Raw genomic sequence first — 16,305 nt, forward strand, 5'->3', positions numbered from 1 at the left:
ACCGCCTGACAACCCCTGCCGAAGGAGCACAGCGCTACACCACTACCCGGGACTTGACCCGCTACCGCCGAACCGGACGGGCGTTAGTGCCAACCGGACAGGCGTTAGTGCCAGAGGGCGGCAACAACGCCTGTCCGGTCGAGAGTGGGCGTGACCGGACAGGCGCTACGGCCGAACCGGACAGGCGTTTGTGCTCACGGAGCGGCAACAACGCCTGTCCGGTTGGGAGGGGTCAGCGCGCGGCGAGGCCCACGGCGGCGAGCGCGAAGGGCAGCGCGAGCGTGCCGGCGGAGACGACCGGCAGCCCGGCCCGCAACCAGAGCGAGGCCTCCGGCGCGGCGAGCGCGTCGAGGCGCCGCCGGACCTGCCGGTGAGTGGTGGGGGTGGCCATCGCGACCAGGGCCCGACCGACCGTGGGGGCACCGACCCGCGCCGCCGCGCCGCGGTCGGCCAGCAGCTCCCCGAGCAGCCGCACCTCCTCCAGCGCGGGCTGGGCCCGCAGCCGGGCGGGCACCGCCTCGTGGAGGACCTGGAAGAGCTCGAGCAGCAGGTCGTGGCGCTGCCGCAGGTGGGCGTGCTCGTGCTCGAGCACCGCGCCCAGCTCGTCGTCGCCGAGCCGCTCCAGGACGGCCCGGCTCACCACGATGCGGTCGTGCCGACCCGGGAGGCAGTATGCCGTGGGGCCCGGCTGGGGGAGCACGCTCACCTTCTCGCGACGCGGGTCGGCACCGGCGTCGGCGGGGCCGGCGCCTCGGCTGTCGACGAGCGTCAGGCGCTCGCCGACGAGGTCGACCCGGGTGCGCAGCTCGGAGCGCAGCCGACGCAGGTCGGTGCCGACGACGTGGCCCGACCACAGCAGGCGGCCCAGCATCAGCCCCGAGAGGCCGAGCGCGGCGAGCAGCAGGCGAGGGTGGTCGGTGCCGACGGTGAGCGCGGCGACGGGCGCGGCGAGCAGCGCGAAGGCGACGCCGGCCAGGCTGACCGACTGCCAGAGGAACAACCCCTGACCAGGGACGACACGCAGCGCCGTCCAGCGCGCGAGCAACTGGGGCGCAGCCAGGGTGAGCAGCAGGGCTCCGACGAGGAACCCGACGGTGACCAGCGCGCCGGTCACGCGGAGGTCAGGAGTGTCGGCGTTCGACCTCGGCCAGGGCGGCCCGCAGGTCGTCGAGCTCGGAGGGTGACGCGTCGTCGAGGAAGTGCATCATGGCCAGCCGACGGTCGGCCTGCACGCTGTCCAGCGTGTTGCGCAGGGCGGTGGCGGCGAGCACCTCGCGGGTCGAGGCCGCCGTGTAGCGCCACGCACGACCGTCGCGGGTGCGCTGGGCGATGCCCTTCTTGGCCAGCCGGTCGAGCACCGTCATGACGGTGGTGTAGGCGAGCTCCTTGTCCCCGTCGGTCTCCAGCTTGGCCATCACGTCGCGGACCGACAGGTCCGGGCCGTGGGACCAGAGGGTTTCCATGACGGCACGCTCGAGGTCGCCGAGAGAGTTGGTCCGCAGTCGCATAGCGTCCTAGTCTACGCTCGCCTGTCGTAGATGGACAAGAACCGGAGGTCGTCACGGGTAGCCGTCGGGGTTGGCCTGCTGCCACCGCCAGGTGTCGGCGCACATGTCGGCGACCGTGCGGGTGGTCCGCCAGCCCAGCTCCTCGGCCGCGAGCGAGGGGTCGGCGTAGGACTCCGCGACGTCGCCGGGGCGGCGCGCGACCACGGCATACGGGACGGACCTGCCGCTGGCCTCCTCGAAGGCCCGGACCAGTTCGAGCACCGAGGTGCCCCGGCCGGAGCCGAGGTTCCACACCGACAGGGGGCGGTCGTGCGTGGCGATCCACTCCAGCGCCGCGAGGTGTCCCGCGGCCAGGTCCTCGACGTGGATGTAGTCGCGCACGCCGGTGCCGTCGACGGTGTCGTAGTCGTCGCCGAAGACCGAGAGGCGCTCGCGACGGCCCACCGCGACCTGCGCGACATACGGCATGAGGTTGTTCGGGACGTCCGAGGGGTCCTCGCCGATCCGCCCGCTGGGGTGCGCCCCGACGGGGTTGAAGTAGCGCAGCAGCGCGACCCGCAGCTGGGGGTGCGCCGCCACGGCGTCGCGGAGGATCTGCTCGCTCATCACCTTGGTCCACCCGTAGGGGTTGGTGGCCGAGGTGGGCAGGTCCTCGGTCATCGGGACCGGGGCGCTCGCCCCGTAGACCGTCGCCGAGGAGGAGAAGACCAGGTGCGGTATGCCGTGGCGCACCATCGCGGCGACCACGGCCAGGGTGGCGTCGAGGTTGTTGCGGTAGTAGTCGACCGGTCGGGCCACGGACTCGCCCACGGCCTTGAACGCGGCGAAGTGGACGACCGCGTCGACCGGCGCGTCGGGCCCCGACAGGATGGCGTCGAGCGCGTCGTCCTGCGTGACGTCGACGGCGTGCACCGTGACCGGGCGGCCGGAGAGCTCCTCCAGCCGGCCGACCACGGACGGCTTGGCGTTGCTGAAGTCGTCGGCCACCACCACGTCGTGCCCCGCGGCGAGCAGCTGCAGCACCGTGTGTGAACCGATGTAGCCGGCGCCGCCGGTCACGAGGACACGCATGAGCGCCAGCCTAGGTCGTCGGTGCGGTCAGCGGGTCACTCGGCCTCGGGCGTCGGCTCCTGGCCGACGGCCTCGGAGAGCTGGTCCAGGTAGGCGTCGACCGGGCCCTCCTCGTAGCCCTTGGTCAGCAGGGTGCCGGTGAAGGTCACCTGGGCGATCTCCGGGGCCGGCTCGCCGGTGCGCACCGCCTCGAACACGTCCTCGATCAGGTCGTCGACCTGGTCGGTGGCATAGCCCCGGTGCACCCGCGTGGTGGGGAACTCCCCGGGGGTCGGCAGGTCGGTCTCGCTCACGCCCTCCGGCACCGGGACGGTGGGGATCTCGTGGTCACTCATGCGTCCATGGTCGCACCACAGCCGCCGGTGCGCCACAAAAGTGCAGGTCAGGCCGGGTCTCGGCGGCGCCCGTCGTGCAGCTCGACGACCTGGTCGGCGCGGCCGGTGAGGACCGGGTCGTGGGTGGAGACCACGGTCGCCACGCCCTGCCCGTGGGTGAGCGTGACGAGCAGGTCCATGATCGTCGCGGCGGTCTCGGAGTCCAGCTGTCCGGTCGGCTCGTCGGCGATGAGGATGTCGGGCCGGGAGACGAGCGCCCGGGCGATGCCGACCCGCTGCTGCTGGCCTCCGGACAGCTCGTAGGGCCGCTGCTTCGCGTGCCTCGCCAGCCCCACCAGCTCCAGCGCCTCCTCCACCCGCCTCGTCCGCTCTGCGGCGCCGACCCGCTGCAGCCTCAGGGGCACCTCGACGTTCTCTGCCGCGGACAGCACCGGCACCAGCCCGAAGCTCTGGAAGACGTAGCCGATCCGCTCCCGTCGCACCGCCAGCACCTCCCGCTCCGGCAGCGCCGACAGCACCCGACCGTCGTCGAGCAGCACCTCTCCGGAGGTGGGGCGGTCGAGCCCGCCGAGCAGGTTGAGCAGCGTGGTCTTGCCGGAGCCGGACGGGCCTCGGACCACCGTGAGCAGCCCGGCCGGGACCTCGAGGTCGACACCGGCCAGCGCGTGCACCTCGGCGGCGCCGGTCCCGAAGGTGCGGTGCAGGTCGCGGGCGGTGAGGACCGCCGTCGTCGTTGGGTATGACGCGTGCTGGCTCATCGTGTCTCCTCACCCTCCGCGCCGGTCAGGTGGTGGTCCTGGTCGTCGGGCCACACCTGCACGTGGCTGCTCTCCTTCGCGATCCGCACGCGGTCGTGCAGCCCGAGCTCCTCGACGTGCTGGCGCGGGAGCTGGATGCGGCCCGCGCGGTCGATCACGGTGTACTCCCTCGCCACCGTGCGCTCGACGCCGTCGGCGCCGACGACCTTCTGCCGCAGCACCTCGGTGGACGTGCGCCCGTCGCGGATCTGGACGGTGCGGCGGACATGGTCGGACACGGTGGGGTCGTGGGTGACGACGAGCACGGTCGTGCCCAGCTCGCCCGCGGCGGCCCGCATCGCCTCCAGGACCTGCTCGGAGGCCGCGTCGTCGAGCTCGCCGGTCGGCTCGTCCGCCAGCAGGACCGCGGGGGAGTTGGCCAGGGCGGTCGCGATCGCCACGCGCTGCTGCTGACCGCCGGAGAGCTGGGCGGGCCGCCGGTCGGCGCAGTCGGCCACGCCGAGCAGCTCCAGGAGCTCGGTGACGCGTCCCGTCCGCTCGCGCCGGCCGGTGATGACCATGGGGAGCGCGACGTTGTCGGCCGCGGAGAGGAACGGGAGCAGGTTGCGGGAGGTCTGCTGCCAGACGAAGCCCACGACGTGCCGCTGGTAGTCGACGCGCTGGGCGCGGCTCATCGTCAGCAGGTCGACGCCGGCGACCCGCGCCCGCCCGCCGGTCGGCCGGTCCAGCCCGGACAGGATGCCGAGCAGCGTGGACTTGCCCGAGCCCGAGGCACCCACGAGGGCGACCACGTCCCCGGGGTCGACGACGAGGTTGAGGCCCTGCAGGGCCTGCACCTCCACACCCTCGGTCGAGTAGATGCGCACGAGGTCCTCGCACCAGATGTCCGGTCCGGCGTGCTCGCGCACGGCACCGGTGAGCGACGACGTCCCTGCGGACGTGGGTGGGGACGTGGGTGCTGACGTGGGTGCCGACGTGGCTGCTGGCGTGGATGCGGTGGTGTTCATCGTTCCTCCCCGACGCGCAGCGCCTGCGCGAGGTTGGTGCGCCCGGCGAGCCAGGCGCTGACGGTGATGGCGAGCAGGACGGTCAGGACCACGGCGCCGAGGACGGCGCCGGTGAGCAGCGGGTCGACGGCCAGCTGCGGCTGGACCCGGCCCCCGGTGAGCCCGGTGAGGTCCAGCCCGCGGCTGAGGACCCACGAGACGGCGAGCCCGAGCAGGCCGCCGACCAGCAGCGACATGACGAGCATCGGCCCAAGCTCCCAGGCGGTGAGCGCGCGGGTCTGGCGGGGCTCCAGGCCGAGCGTCCGGAGCACCGCGAGCAGCCGCCCGCGCGCGTCCGTGCCCATGAGCTGGACCACGACGACGGCCAGCACGGTGAGCAGCCCGGTGAGGAGCGTGGCCCCGACGAACGCCCTGGTGAGCCCGACCACGACCGGTGAGGTGGTGAAGTCGTCCAGCTCGGCCTGGACGGTCGTCACGACGGCAGACCCGACGACCGCCTCCACCGACCGCGCCACCGTCTCCGGGTCCGCCCCCTCGGACACCGACAGGAGCGCGGTCCTGGCCAACGGGGTCGTGCGGCCTGCGGCCTCCCAGCGGGCCGCGTCCATGAGCACCCAGGCCCCGCCGGGGTCGAATCCGGGCACCGTGCGGAGGTGGCCCACCACCTCGACCTGCCCCACCGGGCGGAGGCTGCCCGGGCCGAGGGTCGCGGGAGTCTGGCCACCGGCGACGACGGGGAGGATGCCGGCGTCGGCATACAGGCTCGCAGGGGGTGCCAGGGGGAGGGAACCGGGAGGCAGCACCTGCTGGAGCTCGTGGTCGGCGAGCACGATCCGCACGGAGGTGCGTTCCTCCGCCGTCCCCAGCTCGACCGTGGTGCCGACGTCGCGGAGCCGGGCCACGTCCTCCACCCCGTCCACCTGCTCGAGCTGCGCGACCAGCTCGCCGGTGAAGACCGGCCCGCGCACCCGCACGTCGGCGCCGTTGGTCTCCCACGCGACCGCCTCGGCACCGCGGGTGACGGTCGTCAGCAGCACCGCGCTGACGAGGGCGATCGTGGTGCCGAGCACGACGGCCAGCGTGGGCACGAGGCCGGCGGTGGGGTCACGCAGCGCGCGGGCCGCCCCGAGGAAGGAGGTGAGACCCCGCCGCGACCGCAGCGTCCGGGTCAGCGTCCCCAGCGGCAGCGGGTAGAGGCGCAGCACCACCACGCACGCCGCCAGCGCCAGCAGCACCGGCGCGGCGGCGCCGAGCAGGTCGACGCCCGAGCCGGAGGCCGCGTCGCCGCGGGTGCCGCGGTCGAGCAGCCGCCACGTGGCCAGCGCGGCGAGGACCACGACGCCGACCTCGGCGACCCAGCGCCACCGGCTGCGGCTGCTCGCCGTCAGGTCGCGCCGCTCCTGCAGCAGCGAGGCGTCCTCGAGGGTGACGGCGAGGGCGAGCGCCGGGGCGGCGCCGACCACGGCGGTGACCAGCCACTCCCACCAGCGCGAGCCGCCGGGCAGGACCTGCACGGCCGCGAGGTGCCCGAGCAGCGCCGCCGGCACACCGAGCAGCGCTCCTTCAGCCGCGACGAGCCACCGCAGCTGCGTCGGCGAGGCACCGCGCGCCAGCACCAGGGCCAGCGTCGGGCGACGCCGCTGGACCACGAGCCGGGCCGCGAGCAGCGTGACCGCCACGGCGACCCCCAGCGGGCCGGCGGCCACGACGGCGAGCAGCGACGCGGTCGCTCGCTGCTGCCGGACCGTCTGGTCGAGCACGCCGGTGAGCCCGGTGGTGAAGGAGGGGATCTGGTCGCCCTCGAGGTAGCCGAGCGCCGGGTCGCCCTGTTCGACGAGCACGTGCTGCTCCGCGATCATCCCGGTGAGCTGGCGGCGCAGCAGCGTGGTGTCGAGACCGGCCGCGGAGACGCCTTCGACAGACACGGGGTACCAGACCTCGGTGCGCACCGACGTCGGCTGCCCGATGTAGCCGCGGCTGAGCGGGTTGAGGTAGGCCGTGACCGTGCCCATCTCGCCCTTGTTGGGGTCCGCGAGGACGCCCATCGTCGTGCCGTTGTCGACGTGCTGCCAGCGGGGGTCGTCGGGGTCCTTGGGGCGGTAGAGCCCGCTGATCCGCAGCGAGCCCGCGAGCTCGTCGCCCACCTCCCAGTGCATCTCCTCGGCCGCCTGGTCGAGCACCAGCACCGGGAGGAACTGCCCCATCGGCAGGTCGGGGCCGCGGCGGGCGGGGCTGCCGTCGGTGGCTGTGCCGCCGCCGCCCGGGCCGCCGGGCAGCGCGGAGGCCGGCCACTCGCCCGCGACGACGTCGACGAGGTCCTGGAGGTCCGGGTCGGCGTAGAGGGTGATCTGCGCCTCGTAGTAGCCGCTCTCCACCGACGGCACGTGGCCGAGCCGGGTCGTCCCGCGCGTGAACATCTGGGCCGGCGCGAGCAGCGAGCGCAGCGGCTCGGGCTGGTCGGCCCGGATGCGCTCGGCACCCTCACGGAAGGGGGCCCACGGGTCGTCGACCCGACCGGGGTCCTCCTCGGTCCCGACCGGCAGCTCGACCGTGGTGCCCCAGCCACCCGTGACGTCCCGCTGCTGCGCCGAGAGCTCGGACAGGTCCTGGGACAGCTGCCGGCCGTTGACGTCCTCGAGCGCGCGGGGCGCGGCGGTCAGGAGGAAGGACACCACGGCGACGAGCAGCGCCAGCCCCACGGAGACGACGGGGTCGGTGGCGAGCTGGCGCCACGCCATACCCGCTCCGGTATGCCGCTGCGCACCTCGGTGACGCCCGTTCACCGGATCTCCTCCCGGTAGTCGAGGTCCACGGCCTGCCGCGCGACGCGGGCGGCCTGGAGCAGGACGACGAGCAGGGCCACCACGGCGCCGGCGACCAGCAGGGCCGCCCAGGGGCCGGCCTCGAGGCGCAGCGGGGCCGGCAGCACGACCTGACCCGGCTGGGTCGTGGAGCGGGCCAGCTCGGTCACGACCATCCGGCTGACCAGCCAGCCGGCGCCGAGGCCGAGGGCGGTGGCGGCGAGGACGACGCCCCCGAGCTCGAGCGCGCGGGAACGCGCCTGGGCGCGCGGCGGCATACCGAGGGCGCGCAGGACCGCGACCTCGGCCCGGCGCGAGGACAGGAGGGTGGCGGCGACGGCGGCGACCCCGGTGGCGGCGAGCAGCACCGCTCCCGCCGAGGCGACCCAGAAGACCAGCCGGGCGGCGCTGGTGGCGTCGGTGACGCGGACGGTCCCCGGGCCGGCGACGGCGGAGACGTCCGGGCGGGCCGCGACCGCCTCGACCAGGGCCGCCGCTGGGGTGCCGTCGCCCGGCGTGGCCCAGACCTGCGTGGGGTAGGGCAGAGCGCGGTCCTCCTCCGCGAGGACGGCGGCCACGGCGTCGCGGTCGACCAGGGCGGCCTGAGGCGCGAGGGTGCCGGGCACGGCCGGCACCACGGCGGCCAGCCGGACCGGGAGGGTGAGGCCGAACGCCTTGACCTGGGCCGACTCCCCGACGGTGAGGTCGGCGGCGCGGGCGGCGGCCGGGGTGAGGGCCACCGGGATCTCGTCCTCCGGCTCGGTCCTCTCCGGCGTCCTGCCCTGCTCGCCGCGGGCAGGGAGTCCCTGGGGTTCGGTGTAGCTGAGGTCCGGGGCGACGGTGAGGGCCGGGGGCAGGTTCGTCCCGGAGATGCCCTCCAGGACCCAGGTGCGGCCGGTGACATCCAGCATCGGGGGCACATGGACGGAGCCGTCGAAGGTGAACACGTCACCGGTCCGCGGGTCGAAGACGGACCTGGGCCGGGTGCCGCCCTCGGCGCTGAGCTCGTCGGCCTCCCGCTGGGCCTCCTCGACGACGTCGGGCGGAGCCGCCTCGGTCGAGCCCCAGCCGCGGGTCGGGTCGCCGAAGAGCGCCGTGCCGTCGTCGGTGGTCGCCGCGAGGGTGGCGCGCACGCTCTGACGGACAGGGTCGCCCCGGTCGTCGCGGGCCAGCGGCAGCTCCAGGCGGACGTCCCGGACGACCAGGTCGGTGCCCTCGGGCAGGGTGAAGAGCACGGTGGCCGCGCCGCCCCCGTCCTGCGTCGGTGCCTCGGTGTAGGGGGCGTCGGCGGCCGGCGGCTCGACCGTGGCCCGGTCGACCTCGACGGTGGCGCCGTCGACGGTCTGGCGCTGCCCGGTCCGCGGGTCGACGAGGGTCAGCGAGACCTTCCAGTCCTGGGTAGGACCGCCCTCCTGGGCGTACCGGAGCCGCTCGTCGAGCATGCCGCGCGCTGTCGCCCGCGCCTCGTCCTCCGGCAGCGGCTCCGAGCCGGGGCCCAGCACGAGGTCGCCGGAGCCGTCCCCCGTGCCGGCCAGATCGTCGACCAGCGACTCGTAGGAGGCCTGGAGCTCCTGGAGCGCACTCGGGTCGACGGTGACGTCGATGTCCACGTCGACCTCGATCCGGGTGGTGCCGGGCGGCAGCGCCAGCCCGAGCGAGGCGTCGGGTGCCACGTCCAGGGCCCCGGTGGGGACCAGCGGTGCGGACCCGGCCGGCAGGTCGGGGGTGGTGACGACGCCGGCGAGCTGGTCGACCGGGGCGATCGTCAGCGGGAGGGACAGGTCGGCGAGCCGGGCGTCGTCGACGATCCACACCGGGGAGGTGCGCCCGACGCCGGGGACGTCCTCGAGGGTCTGCGCCGGCGGGCTGGCCGTGCCCGGCTCGGAGCTCTTCAGCGGCTCGACGAGCGTGGCCCGGACCGGTGCACCCTGGGCGACGGTCGCGAGGTTGTCGCGCAGGTGGGCGGAGGTGCCGGCGTAGAGCCCGGACAGGGTCGTGGCGCCGACGGCGAGCACGGTGAGGACGGCGGGCACGGCATACACGGGAAGGCGTCGCGAGACCTGGGCGGAGGCGAGGTGGCCAGCGGCGCTGCGGCCGGGCCGGGTGAGCAGCTCGATCAGCCGGCCCGCGGGGCCGAGCAGGGCCATGGCGAGCACTGCCGCCGCGGCCAGCAGGAGGGCGGGCGCGGCGCCCGCGACGAGGTCGGTGCCGAGGGTGCCGTCGGCGCGGGTGACGAGGGGAGAACCGTTGCGGCGCAGCTGCCACCACGCGACGGCCGCGGCGCCGAGGACGAGCACGACGGTGGCGAGGGCGGTCGCGGCGCGGGTGCGGCCGGACAGGTCGGCTCCGCCGGTGACCCCGCTGGAGACCCGCCTGGCCTGGGCGGCGGCGACGGCCGCGAGGACGAGCAGCACCGCGAGACCGGTCAGCGTGGCGACCCGGAGGACGACCGGTCCCTGGGCGTCGCCGGCCGGGACCGCCTGGAGGACCGCAAAGGCGACGAGGGCGCCGACGACCGTGCCGAGCAGGGTCACCGCCAGCGCCTCGGCCAGCGTGCTCGTCAGGAGCTGGGCGCGGGTGGCGCCGCGTGCCACCAGCAGCTGGGCCTGGGACTCCCGCGTGGTGGCGAGGAGGCGGGCGAGCTGGACGACGGCGAGGAGGGTGACCAGGACCAGCACCGAGAGCGGGATGACGCCCAGGGCCCGGGCGGTCGCGAGGTTGGTGGCGGCGGTGTCGGCCGTCGGGGCCAGGTCCCCGTCGACCGTGACGCCGCGCACGTCGACGGCGGGCACCTTGAGGGAGCCCTGCAGGCTCGCGGCGGCGGACGCCAGGTGGGCGAGGTCGTCGGGCTGGATCCGGCTGGTGTCGGGCTGCACCGTCCACCGCACGAACGGGGCGTCGATCAGCTGCGCGACCGAGCCGGGCCCTACCACGAGCGGACCCCGCTGCTCCTCGTCGGTGCCGGCGACGACGAGCGGGTCGCCGAACCAGTACGGATCGGCGGCGTCCTTCGGCCGCCATGTGCCGACGAGAGCGACCGGGGTGCCGGCCACCTGCAGGGTGTCGCCCACCGCCACGTCCCACGCGCGGGCGGTGCCGGCGTGGAGCATGCCCTCGACGGCGGTGTCGGAGCCGGTCCCGGCGTCGTCCGTCGGCCAGGTCCCCTCGACGACCTCCACGCGCCCCGCCGCCTGCGGGTCCTCCGGCTGGAGCGAGTCGCTGCCCATCACGACCAGACGTCCGTCGAGCGCGTCGCCGTCCGGCCCGGTGACCGGCCGGGGCTCGCTCACCAGGGTGCGCTGCACGCTCACGGGCGCAGGGTCGAAGGCCTGGGCGATCAGCCCGCGGGCGGTGCCGTCCTGCGCCGTCGGGTCGCCCGCGAGCCGGGTCTGCACCCGGATCCCGGCCTCGCTCGGCGGTCCACCGGTGAGCGCCTCGCGCGCGGCCGTGGTCGCCGCGGCGCCGGAGTAGCCCACGGTCCCGGCGAGGATGGCGGTGGTCGCGGTGACCAGAGCGAGCAGCGTCAGCAGCAGCCCCGTCGAGGCACGGGCACGCCGTCGTGCCCAGCCCCACCATGACGTCATGGCGCCGACCCTAGGCATACGGCCGGACACACCTCAACGCCCCGGTCAGGGACGTGACCGGATCGTGACCTCGGGGCTACTCCTGCGCAGCCCCGCGCATCTGCAGCGTGAGGTCTCCCGGCTGACGCCCGGAGCCGGCTGACGCCCTTGCCGGCTGACGCCGAGCCCGTGAGGTGGTCGTGAGACCGTCGGCCGCCGGGCGCTGCGGGAGTCGCTCACCAGAGACGCTACGGATCTGCGTCCTGTGGGGGTGCAGATCCGTAGGAAGCCGAGGGTCCCTCATCCGGCGGCCCACGACCCGGCGGCCCACGACCCGGCGGCCCACGACCGGGCGGCCCACGACCGGACGGCCCACGACAGGTACGTGCGGCGCCCCGGTCAGCCCTTCTCGCGCTGGTCCACGATGCGCCGCGCCTTGCCTACCGAGCGCTCGATCCCGCCCTCGCCGAGGATGACCACCTGGGCGCTCGTCCCGATGCGCGACTTGATCTGGTGCGAGACCTCGCGAGCGATCACGGCATACCTCCCGGGGTCGAGGCCGGGGACGGCCTCGCAGTTGACGGTGAGCTGGTCCATGCGGCCCGGCCGGGTGAGGATGCACTGGAAGTGGGGGGTGAGGCCCTCGACCTTGAGCACGATCTCCTCGATCTGGGTCGGGAAGACGTTGACGCCGCGTACGATCATCAGGTCGTCCGAGCGTCCGGTGATCTTGGCCAGCCGGCGCATCGAGGGGCGGCCCGTGCCGGGGAGCAGGCGCGTGAGGTCGCGGGTGCGGTAGCGCAGCACCGGCATCGCCTCGCGCGTCATCGCCGTGAGGACGAGCTCGCCCTCCTCCCCGTCGGCGACCGGCTCCTCGGTGATCGGGTCGATGATCTCGGGGTAGAAATGGTCCTCCCAGAGCGTGAGGCCGTCCTTGGTCTCCACGCACTCCTGCGCGACGCCCGGCCCCATCATCTCCGAGAGCCCGAAGATGTCGGTCGCGTGCATCTGGCACTCGGCCTCGATCTCCTCGCGCATGGCCTGCGTCCACGGCTCGGCGCCGAAGATGCCGATCTTCAGGGAGGTCTCGGAGGGGTCGAGCCCGAGCTCCTTGACGTGGTCGATCATCGCCAGGAAGTAGGACGGCGTCACCATGATCGCGTCCGGCCTGAAGTCTTGGATGAGCTGGATCTGCTTCTCGGTCTGGCCGCCGCTCATCGGGATGACGGTGCAGCCGAGGCGCTCGATGCCGTAGTGCGCGCCGAGCCCGCCGGTGAACAGGCCGTAGCCGTAGGCGTTGTGGACGATCTGCCCCGGGCGCACGCCGGCGGCGCGCAGCGACCGCGCGACGAGGTCGGCCCAGATCTCGATGTCCTGCCTGGTGTAGCCGACCACGGTGGGGCGGCCGGTGGTGCCGGAGCTCGCGTGGACGCGGACGCACTGCTCCCGTGGGACGGCGAACATCCCGAACGGGTAGTTGTCCCGCAGCGTGGCCTTGGTCGTGAACGGCAGCAGCCGGATGTCGTCGAGGCTGCGGATGTCGTCCGGGTGCACGCCGCGCGCGGCCATGTCGGTGCGGTAGTGCGGCACCCCCTCGTAGGCCCGCCGCACGCACGACTGCAGCCGGGTGAGCTGCTCGGCGCGCAGCTGGTCCACGGACCACCTCTCCGCGTCGTCGAAGAGCTCGGGCGCGGGGTCGATCTGCGGCAGTGACATCGGTGTCTCCTCGGGCATTCCGGCTGTGAGGGCAGGGTATGCCGCGCCGCGCCCGGGGTGCAGGGCGCGGGTCCCACGGCCCCGGTCGACCGCTCCGGTCCGCGTCCGGACTTAGAGCGGGAAGTCGTTCTTGCAGCGGGTTGCTACCCGCGCGAAGAACACGATCCGGCTCTCAGTTGCGACCGGCAGCCGGCAGCGAGCGGCTCTTCCCGCGAAACTCCGCGACCACCGCGCCGTCCGACTCGCGCGTCACGGTGACGTCGGTGATACCGCTGCGGCCGTAGGTGACCCGCTCCCGGGCGTCGGCCACCATGACGTCGTCGAGCCGACCGGCGGTGACGAAGGTGATCTCGCACCCGGCCGCGACCGTCAACCGCCCGGTCGCGTTGCAGGCCAGGGCGAAGGTCGAGTCGGCCAGCGTGAAGATGAAGCCGCCGTGCATGATGTCGTGCCCGTTGACCATCGACCCCACCACCCTCATCCGCGTGCGGGCGTGGCCGAGCGGCTGCGGGCCGGAGGTGTCCACGTCGACCTCGAGCAGCTCGATGCCCAGCCCGGCCGAGGCCCGGTCGTCGGCCCACATGGCGCGGACGTGGGTCAGGTCGGCCCCTTTGCCGGCGACCGTGGCGTCCGGGCCGGTGCTCACAGCGCCTCGCTCGGGCGGTAGCGGCCGCCGGGGTAGGCAGCGTCGAGCTCCTCGAGCTGAGCACGCACCGTCCCGCCGCCGATCTCAGCGAGCCACTCGAAGGGGCCCTTGGGGTAGTTGGTCCCGAGCTTCATCGCGGTGTCCACGTCCTCGGCGGTGGCCTCGCCACGGTGGACGAGGTCGACGCCCTCGTTGACGAGCATCGCGATCGTGCGCGCCACCGGGTCGCTGGCCACCGGGCCACCGACCAGCCGCGCCGCCAGGTCCTCGTCCGGCGTCGCGTCGAGAGGGGTGCCGGAGTCGTCATACCGGAAGACGCCGTGCCCGCTCTTGCGGCCGAGGCGGCCCTCGCGGACGAGGTCGCGCTGGTATGCCGTGGGCTCGTAGCGCGGGTCCTGCCCGGTCTGGTGCCAGACCGACTCGCCGACCGCGTAGTTGACGTCCTGTCCGATGAGATCGGTCAGCTCCATCGGGCCCATCCGGAAGCCGGCGCCGCGCAGGGCCAGGTCGACGGTCGCGGCGTCGACGATGCCGTCGGCGACCATCCGCTGCGCCTCGCCGTAGAAGGGCCGCGCGACGCGGTTGACGATGAAGCCGGGGGTCGAGGTGCAGCGGACCGGCGTCTTGCCCCAGCGGCGCACGAGGTCGGTCGCGGCGGCGAGGATGTCGGGGTCGGAGGCAGCGCCGTTGATCACCTCGACGAGCTTCATCAGGGCCGGCGGGTTGAAGAAGTGCAGGCCGAGGACGCGGCCGGGGTGCGCCAATGCCGGTGAGACCCCTCCGTGGAGCGCCGCGTCGTGCCCGGTGGTGGCCTCGCCGGAGATGGCGTCGATCGACAGGCTCGAGGTGTTGGTCGCGAGGACGGTCGTGGGTGCCTGGGCCTCCTCGAGCTGGCGGAAGATCGCCCGCTTGACGTCGATCTGCTCCACGACCGCCTCGATGACCAGACCGACGGGCGGCACGGTGGTCATGTCGCGGGTGGTGTGCGTGGTGATCCTCGCGAGCGTGGCGTCGGCGTCCTCGCGGGTCACCCTGCCCTTGCTGACGAGGGTGTCGAAGGTGCCGGCGAGCTTGGCCACGGCCCGGTCGGCGGCGCCGTCCTGGCTGTCGACGAGCACGACCGGGTGGCCTGCCTGGGCCGCGACCTGCGCGATCCCCGACCCCATCGCCCCGGCGCCGATGACGGCGACGGGCAGCTGGGCGGGGGCGGCGTCGAGGGCGGTGTGCGCCCCGGGAGTCTGCGTCGACTGCGTCATGCGGCCAACTCTGGCATGTCCCCGCGGGGCCCCCGCGCAGTGCCCGCCCACGGCAACCTGAGCCGCCCCGCCCGCCTGCGAGCCGCCCGCCTGCGAGCCGCTCGCCTGCCTCCCGCCCGCCTGCGAGCCGCTCGCCTGCGTCCCGCCCGCCTGCGAGCCGCCCCGCCCGCCTGCGAGCCGCCCCGCCCGCCTGCGAGCCGCCCGCCTGCGTCCCGCGAAGAGCGTCACGTGGAAGTCGGCACCCCTCCTGACTTCTGCGTGACGATCTCCGCGGGACGCCACGTCAGCGCCCGCCGCCTGTGGACGACGAAAGCGATGCGCCTCTCGGCCGTGCCACCGTGTTCGGGTCGTGCCACCGCGTCCAGGGTGTTCCCGAGTGTGTGGACGCGCGCAAGGCGCATCAGGTTGAGAAGGGGGAGAGTGTGGACGCAGGAGCGGCGGTCGAGGGTTGGCCGGCGGGGGCGGAGAGCGTGGAGGTAGGAGCGACGGTCGAGGGTCGGCAGGCGGGGGCAGAGGTGTCCTCGCCAGCCGAGCTGTCCCGACGAAGGGTGGGCCAACCCGCCTCGCGGGCGCGCCAGGTGCGCCGTCAGCAGATCGGCAGGGAGCTCGCGGACCGCCATGCCGGGATGGCGCGCCGCGCAGACCTGCTCGCTCGTGGCCTCACGGACCACGACATCACCGCCGAGGTCGGTCGCGGGGTCTGGCAGCGCGTGGGCGTGCACAGTCTGTGCATCGACGGACGTGCGCCGACCGGTGAGGGCCGGTTGTGGTGGGCGCTGTGGGAGTCCGGGCCGCGCGCCGTGCTGGACGGCGCCTCCGCCCTCATCGCCGCCGGCCTGCGCTCGTGGACCGAGGACCAGGTCCACGTCACCGTGCCGCGCAACGCGAGCTATCGCCGGCTGGCGGGCGTGCGTCATCACGTGCTCCGCGACGTGGGGGCCACGATCACCGTCGGGCTGAGGCGGACCAGGCCGGAGGTCGCCGCCGTCAGGGCCGCCGAGTGGGCCCGGTCGGACAGGGAGGCGGCGACGCTGCTGGCCATGACCGTCCAGCAGCGGCTGGTGGCGACGGCCGCGCTCCTCACGATGTGGGAGCGGGTCGGGCGCTCGCGCAGACGGACCGTCCTCGACGGGGTGATCAAGGACATCTGCGACGGGGCGCACTCCATCAACGAGCTGGACGTGGGCGGTGTCTGCCGCGCCGCTGGCCTCCCCGAACCCTCGAGGCAGGTCGTCCGCACCGGCCCAGGAGGGCGTGTCTACCTCGACCTGTTCTGGGACGACCTCGAGGTCCACGCGGAGATCCAGGGCGCGCACCACTTCGTCGGGCTCAAGGTGGTCGAGGACGCCGCGCGCCAGAACGACCTCGCCATCGCCAGCCGCGACCTCATCAGCCTGCAGATCCCGGTGATCGGGTGGCGGCTGCACCAGGACCGGTTCCTCCGGCAGATCGGCGCTGCGCTTGAGGAGGGGCGGCGGCGTAGGGCGGCGAGGGAGATGGGCGCATGAAGGATGGCGGCGTGCGGCGGGGGTGTTCGCACCGGGTTGATCAGCGCCCCGCTGGCTGACCGTCCCGCGAAGAGCGTCACGTGGAAGTCGGAACTGTTCCCGATTCTCGCGTGACGATCTTTGCGGGACGCCGGGA

The 16,305-nt window shown here is 74.3% G+C and carries 12 protein-coding genes; 1 reads left to right on the forward strand and 11 read right to left on the reverse strand.

What is annotated here, in order from left to right; all coding sequences use genetic code 11:
• Positions 1-232 precede the first annotated feature (232 nt).
• From IEV65_RS15485 to IEV65_RS00055, 11 genes are all read right to left on the reverse strand, one after another.
• Complete coding sequence (locus IEV65_RS15485; protein WP_229734742.1) at positions 233-1,114, reverse strand: M56 family metallopeptidase; 882 nt, start codon at positions 1,112-1,114, stop codon at positions 233-235.
• A gap of 7 nt (positions 1,115-1,121) precedes the next feature.
• Positions 1,122-1,508, reverse strand: a complete 387-nt coding sequence (locus IEV65_RS00010) for a BlaI/MecI/CopY family transcriptional regulator (RefSeq protein WP_188427592.1) — start codon at positions 1,506-1,508, stop codon at positions 1,122-1,124.
• Positions 1,509-1,559: 51 nt separating this feature from the next.
• Complete coding sequence (galE, locus tag IEV65_RS00015; protein ID WP_188427593.1) at positions 1,560-2,579, reverse strand: UDP-glucose 4-epimerase GalE; 1,020 nt, start codon at positions 2,577-2,579, stop codon at positions 1,560-1,562.
• 35 nt (positions 2,580-2,614) lie between these two features.
• Entirely contained in the window at positions 2,615-2,914 is a 300-nt protein-coding gene (locus IEV65_RS00020) for a DivIVA domain-containing protein (RefSeq protein ID WP_188427594.1), read from the reverse strand.
• Positions 2,915-2,961: 47 nt separating this feature from the next.
• Positions 2,962-3,672 (reverse strand): ABC transporter ATP-binding protein, encoded by a 711-nt coding sequence (locus tag IEV65_RS00025; RefSeq protein WP_188427595.1) that lies wholly within the window; start codon positions 3,670-3,672, stop codon positions 2,962-2,964.
• On the reverse strand, positions 3,669-4,679 hold the full coding sequence (locus tag IEV65_RS00030; RefSeq protein WP_188427596.1) for an ABC transporter ATP-binding protein: 1,011 nt from the start codon (positions 4,677-4,679) through the stop codon (positions 3,669-3,671). Before IEV65_RS00030 ends, IEV65_RS00025 begins: the two co-directional genes overlap by 4 nt.
• Positions 4,676-7,462: an FtsX-like permease family protein gene (locus IEV65_RS00035; RefSeq protein WP_188427597.1), complete on the reverse strand. Its 2,787-nt coding sequence runs from the start codon at positions 7,460-7,462 to the stop codon at positions 4,676-4,678. The genes IEV65_RS00030 and IEV65_RS00035 overlap by 4 nt, the downstream gene beginning before the upstream one ends.
• Positions 7,459-11,064 (reverse strand): FtsX-like permease family protein, encoded by a 3,606-nt coding sequence (locus tag IEV65_RS00040; protein WP_188427598.1) that lies wholly within the window; start codon positions 11,062-11,064, stop codon positions 7,459-7,461. The genes IEV65_RS00035 and IEV65_RS00040 overlap by 4 nt, the downstream gene beginning before the upstream one ends.
• Before the next feature lie 378 nt (positions 11,065-11,442).
• A complete protein-coding gene (gene paaK / locus IEV65_RS00045; RefSeq protein ID WP_188427599.1) occupies positions 11,443-12,759 on the reverse strand; it encodes a phenylacetate--CoA ligase PaaK in 1,317 nt (438 codons plus the stop codon).
• A 172-nt stretch (positions 12,760-12,931) separates the two neighbouring features.
• The gene (gene paaI, locus IEV65_RS00050; RefSeq protein WP_229734744.1) at positions 12,932-13,405 is read right to left on the reverse strand and encodes a hydroxyphenylacetyl-CoA thioesterase PaaI; all 474 of its coding nucleotides are present in this window, start codon (positions 13,403-13,405) and stop codon (positions 12,932-12,934) included.
• Positions 13,402-14,661: a 3-hydroxyacyl-CoA dehydrogenase NAD-binding domain-containing protein gene (locus tag IEV65_RS00055; protein ID WP_188427600.1), complete on the reverse strand. Its 1,260-nt coding sequence runs from the start codon at positions 14,659-14,661 to the stop codon at positions 13,402-13,404. The genes paaI and IEV65_RS00055 overlap by 4 nt, the downstream gene beginning before the upstream one ends.
• Positions 14,662-15,083: 422 nt before the next feature.
• On the opposite strand from IEV65_RS00055, the gene IEV65_RS00060 reads away from it, so the two are divergent.
• Positions 15,084-16,169, forward strand: a complete 1,086-nt coding sequence (locus tag IEV65_RS00060; RefSeq protein ID WP_188427601.1) for a hypothetical protein — start codon at positions 15,084-15,086, stop codon at positions 16,167-16,169.
• Positions 16,170-16,305 lie beyond the last annotated feature (136 nt).

This window comes from Ornithinimicrobium tianjinense (assembly GCF_014636495.1).
GTDB lineage: Bacteria > Actinomycetota > Actinomycetes > Actinomycetales > Dermatophilaceae > Ornithinicoccus > Ornithinicoccus tianjinensis.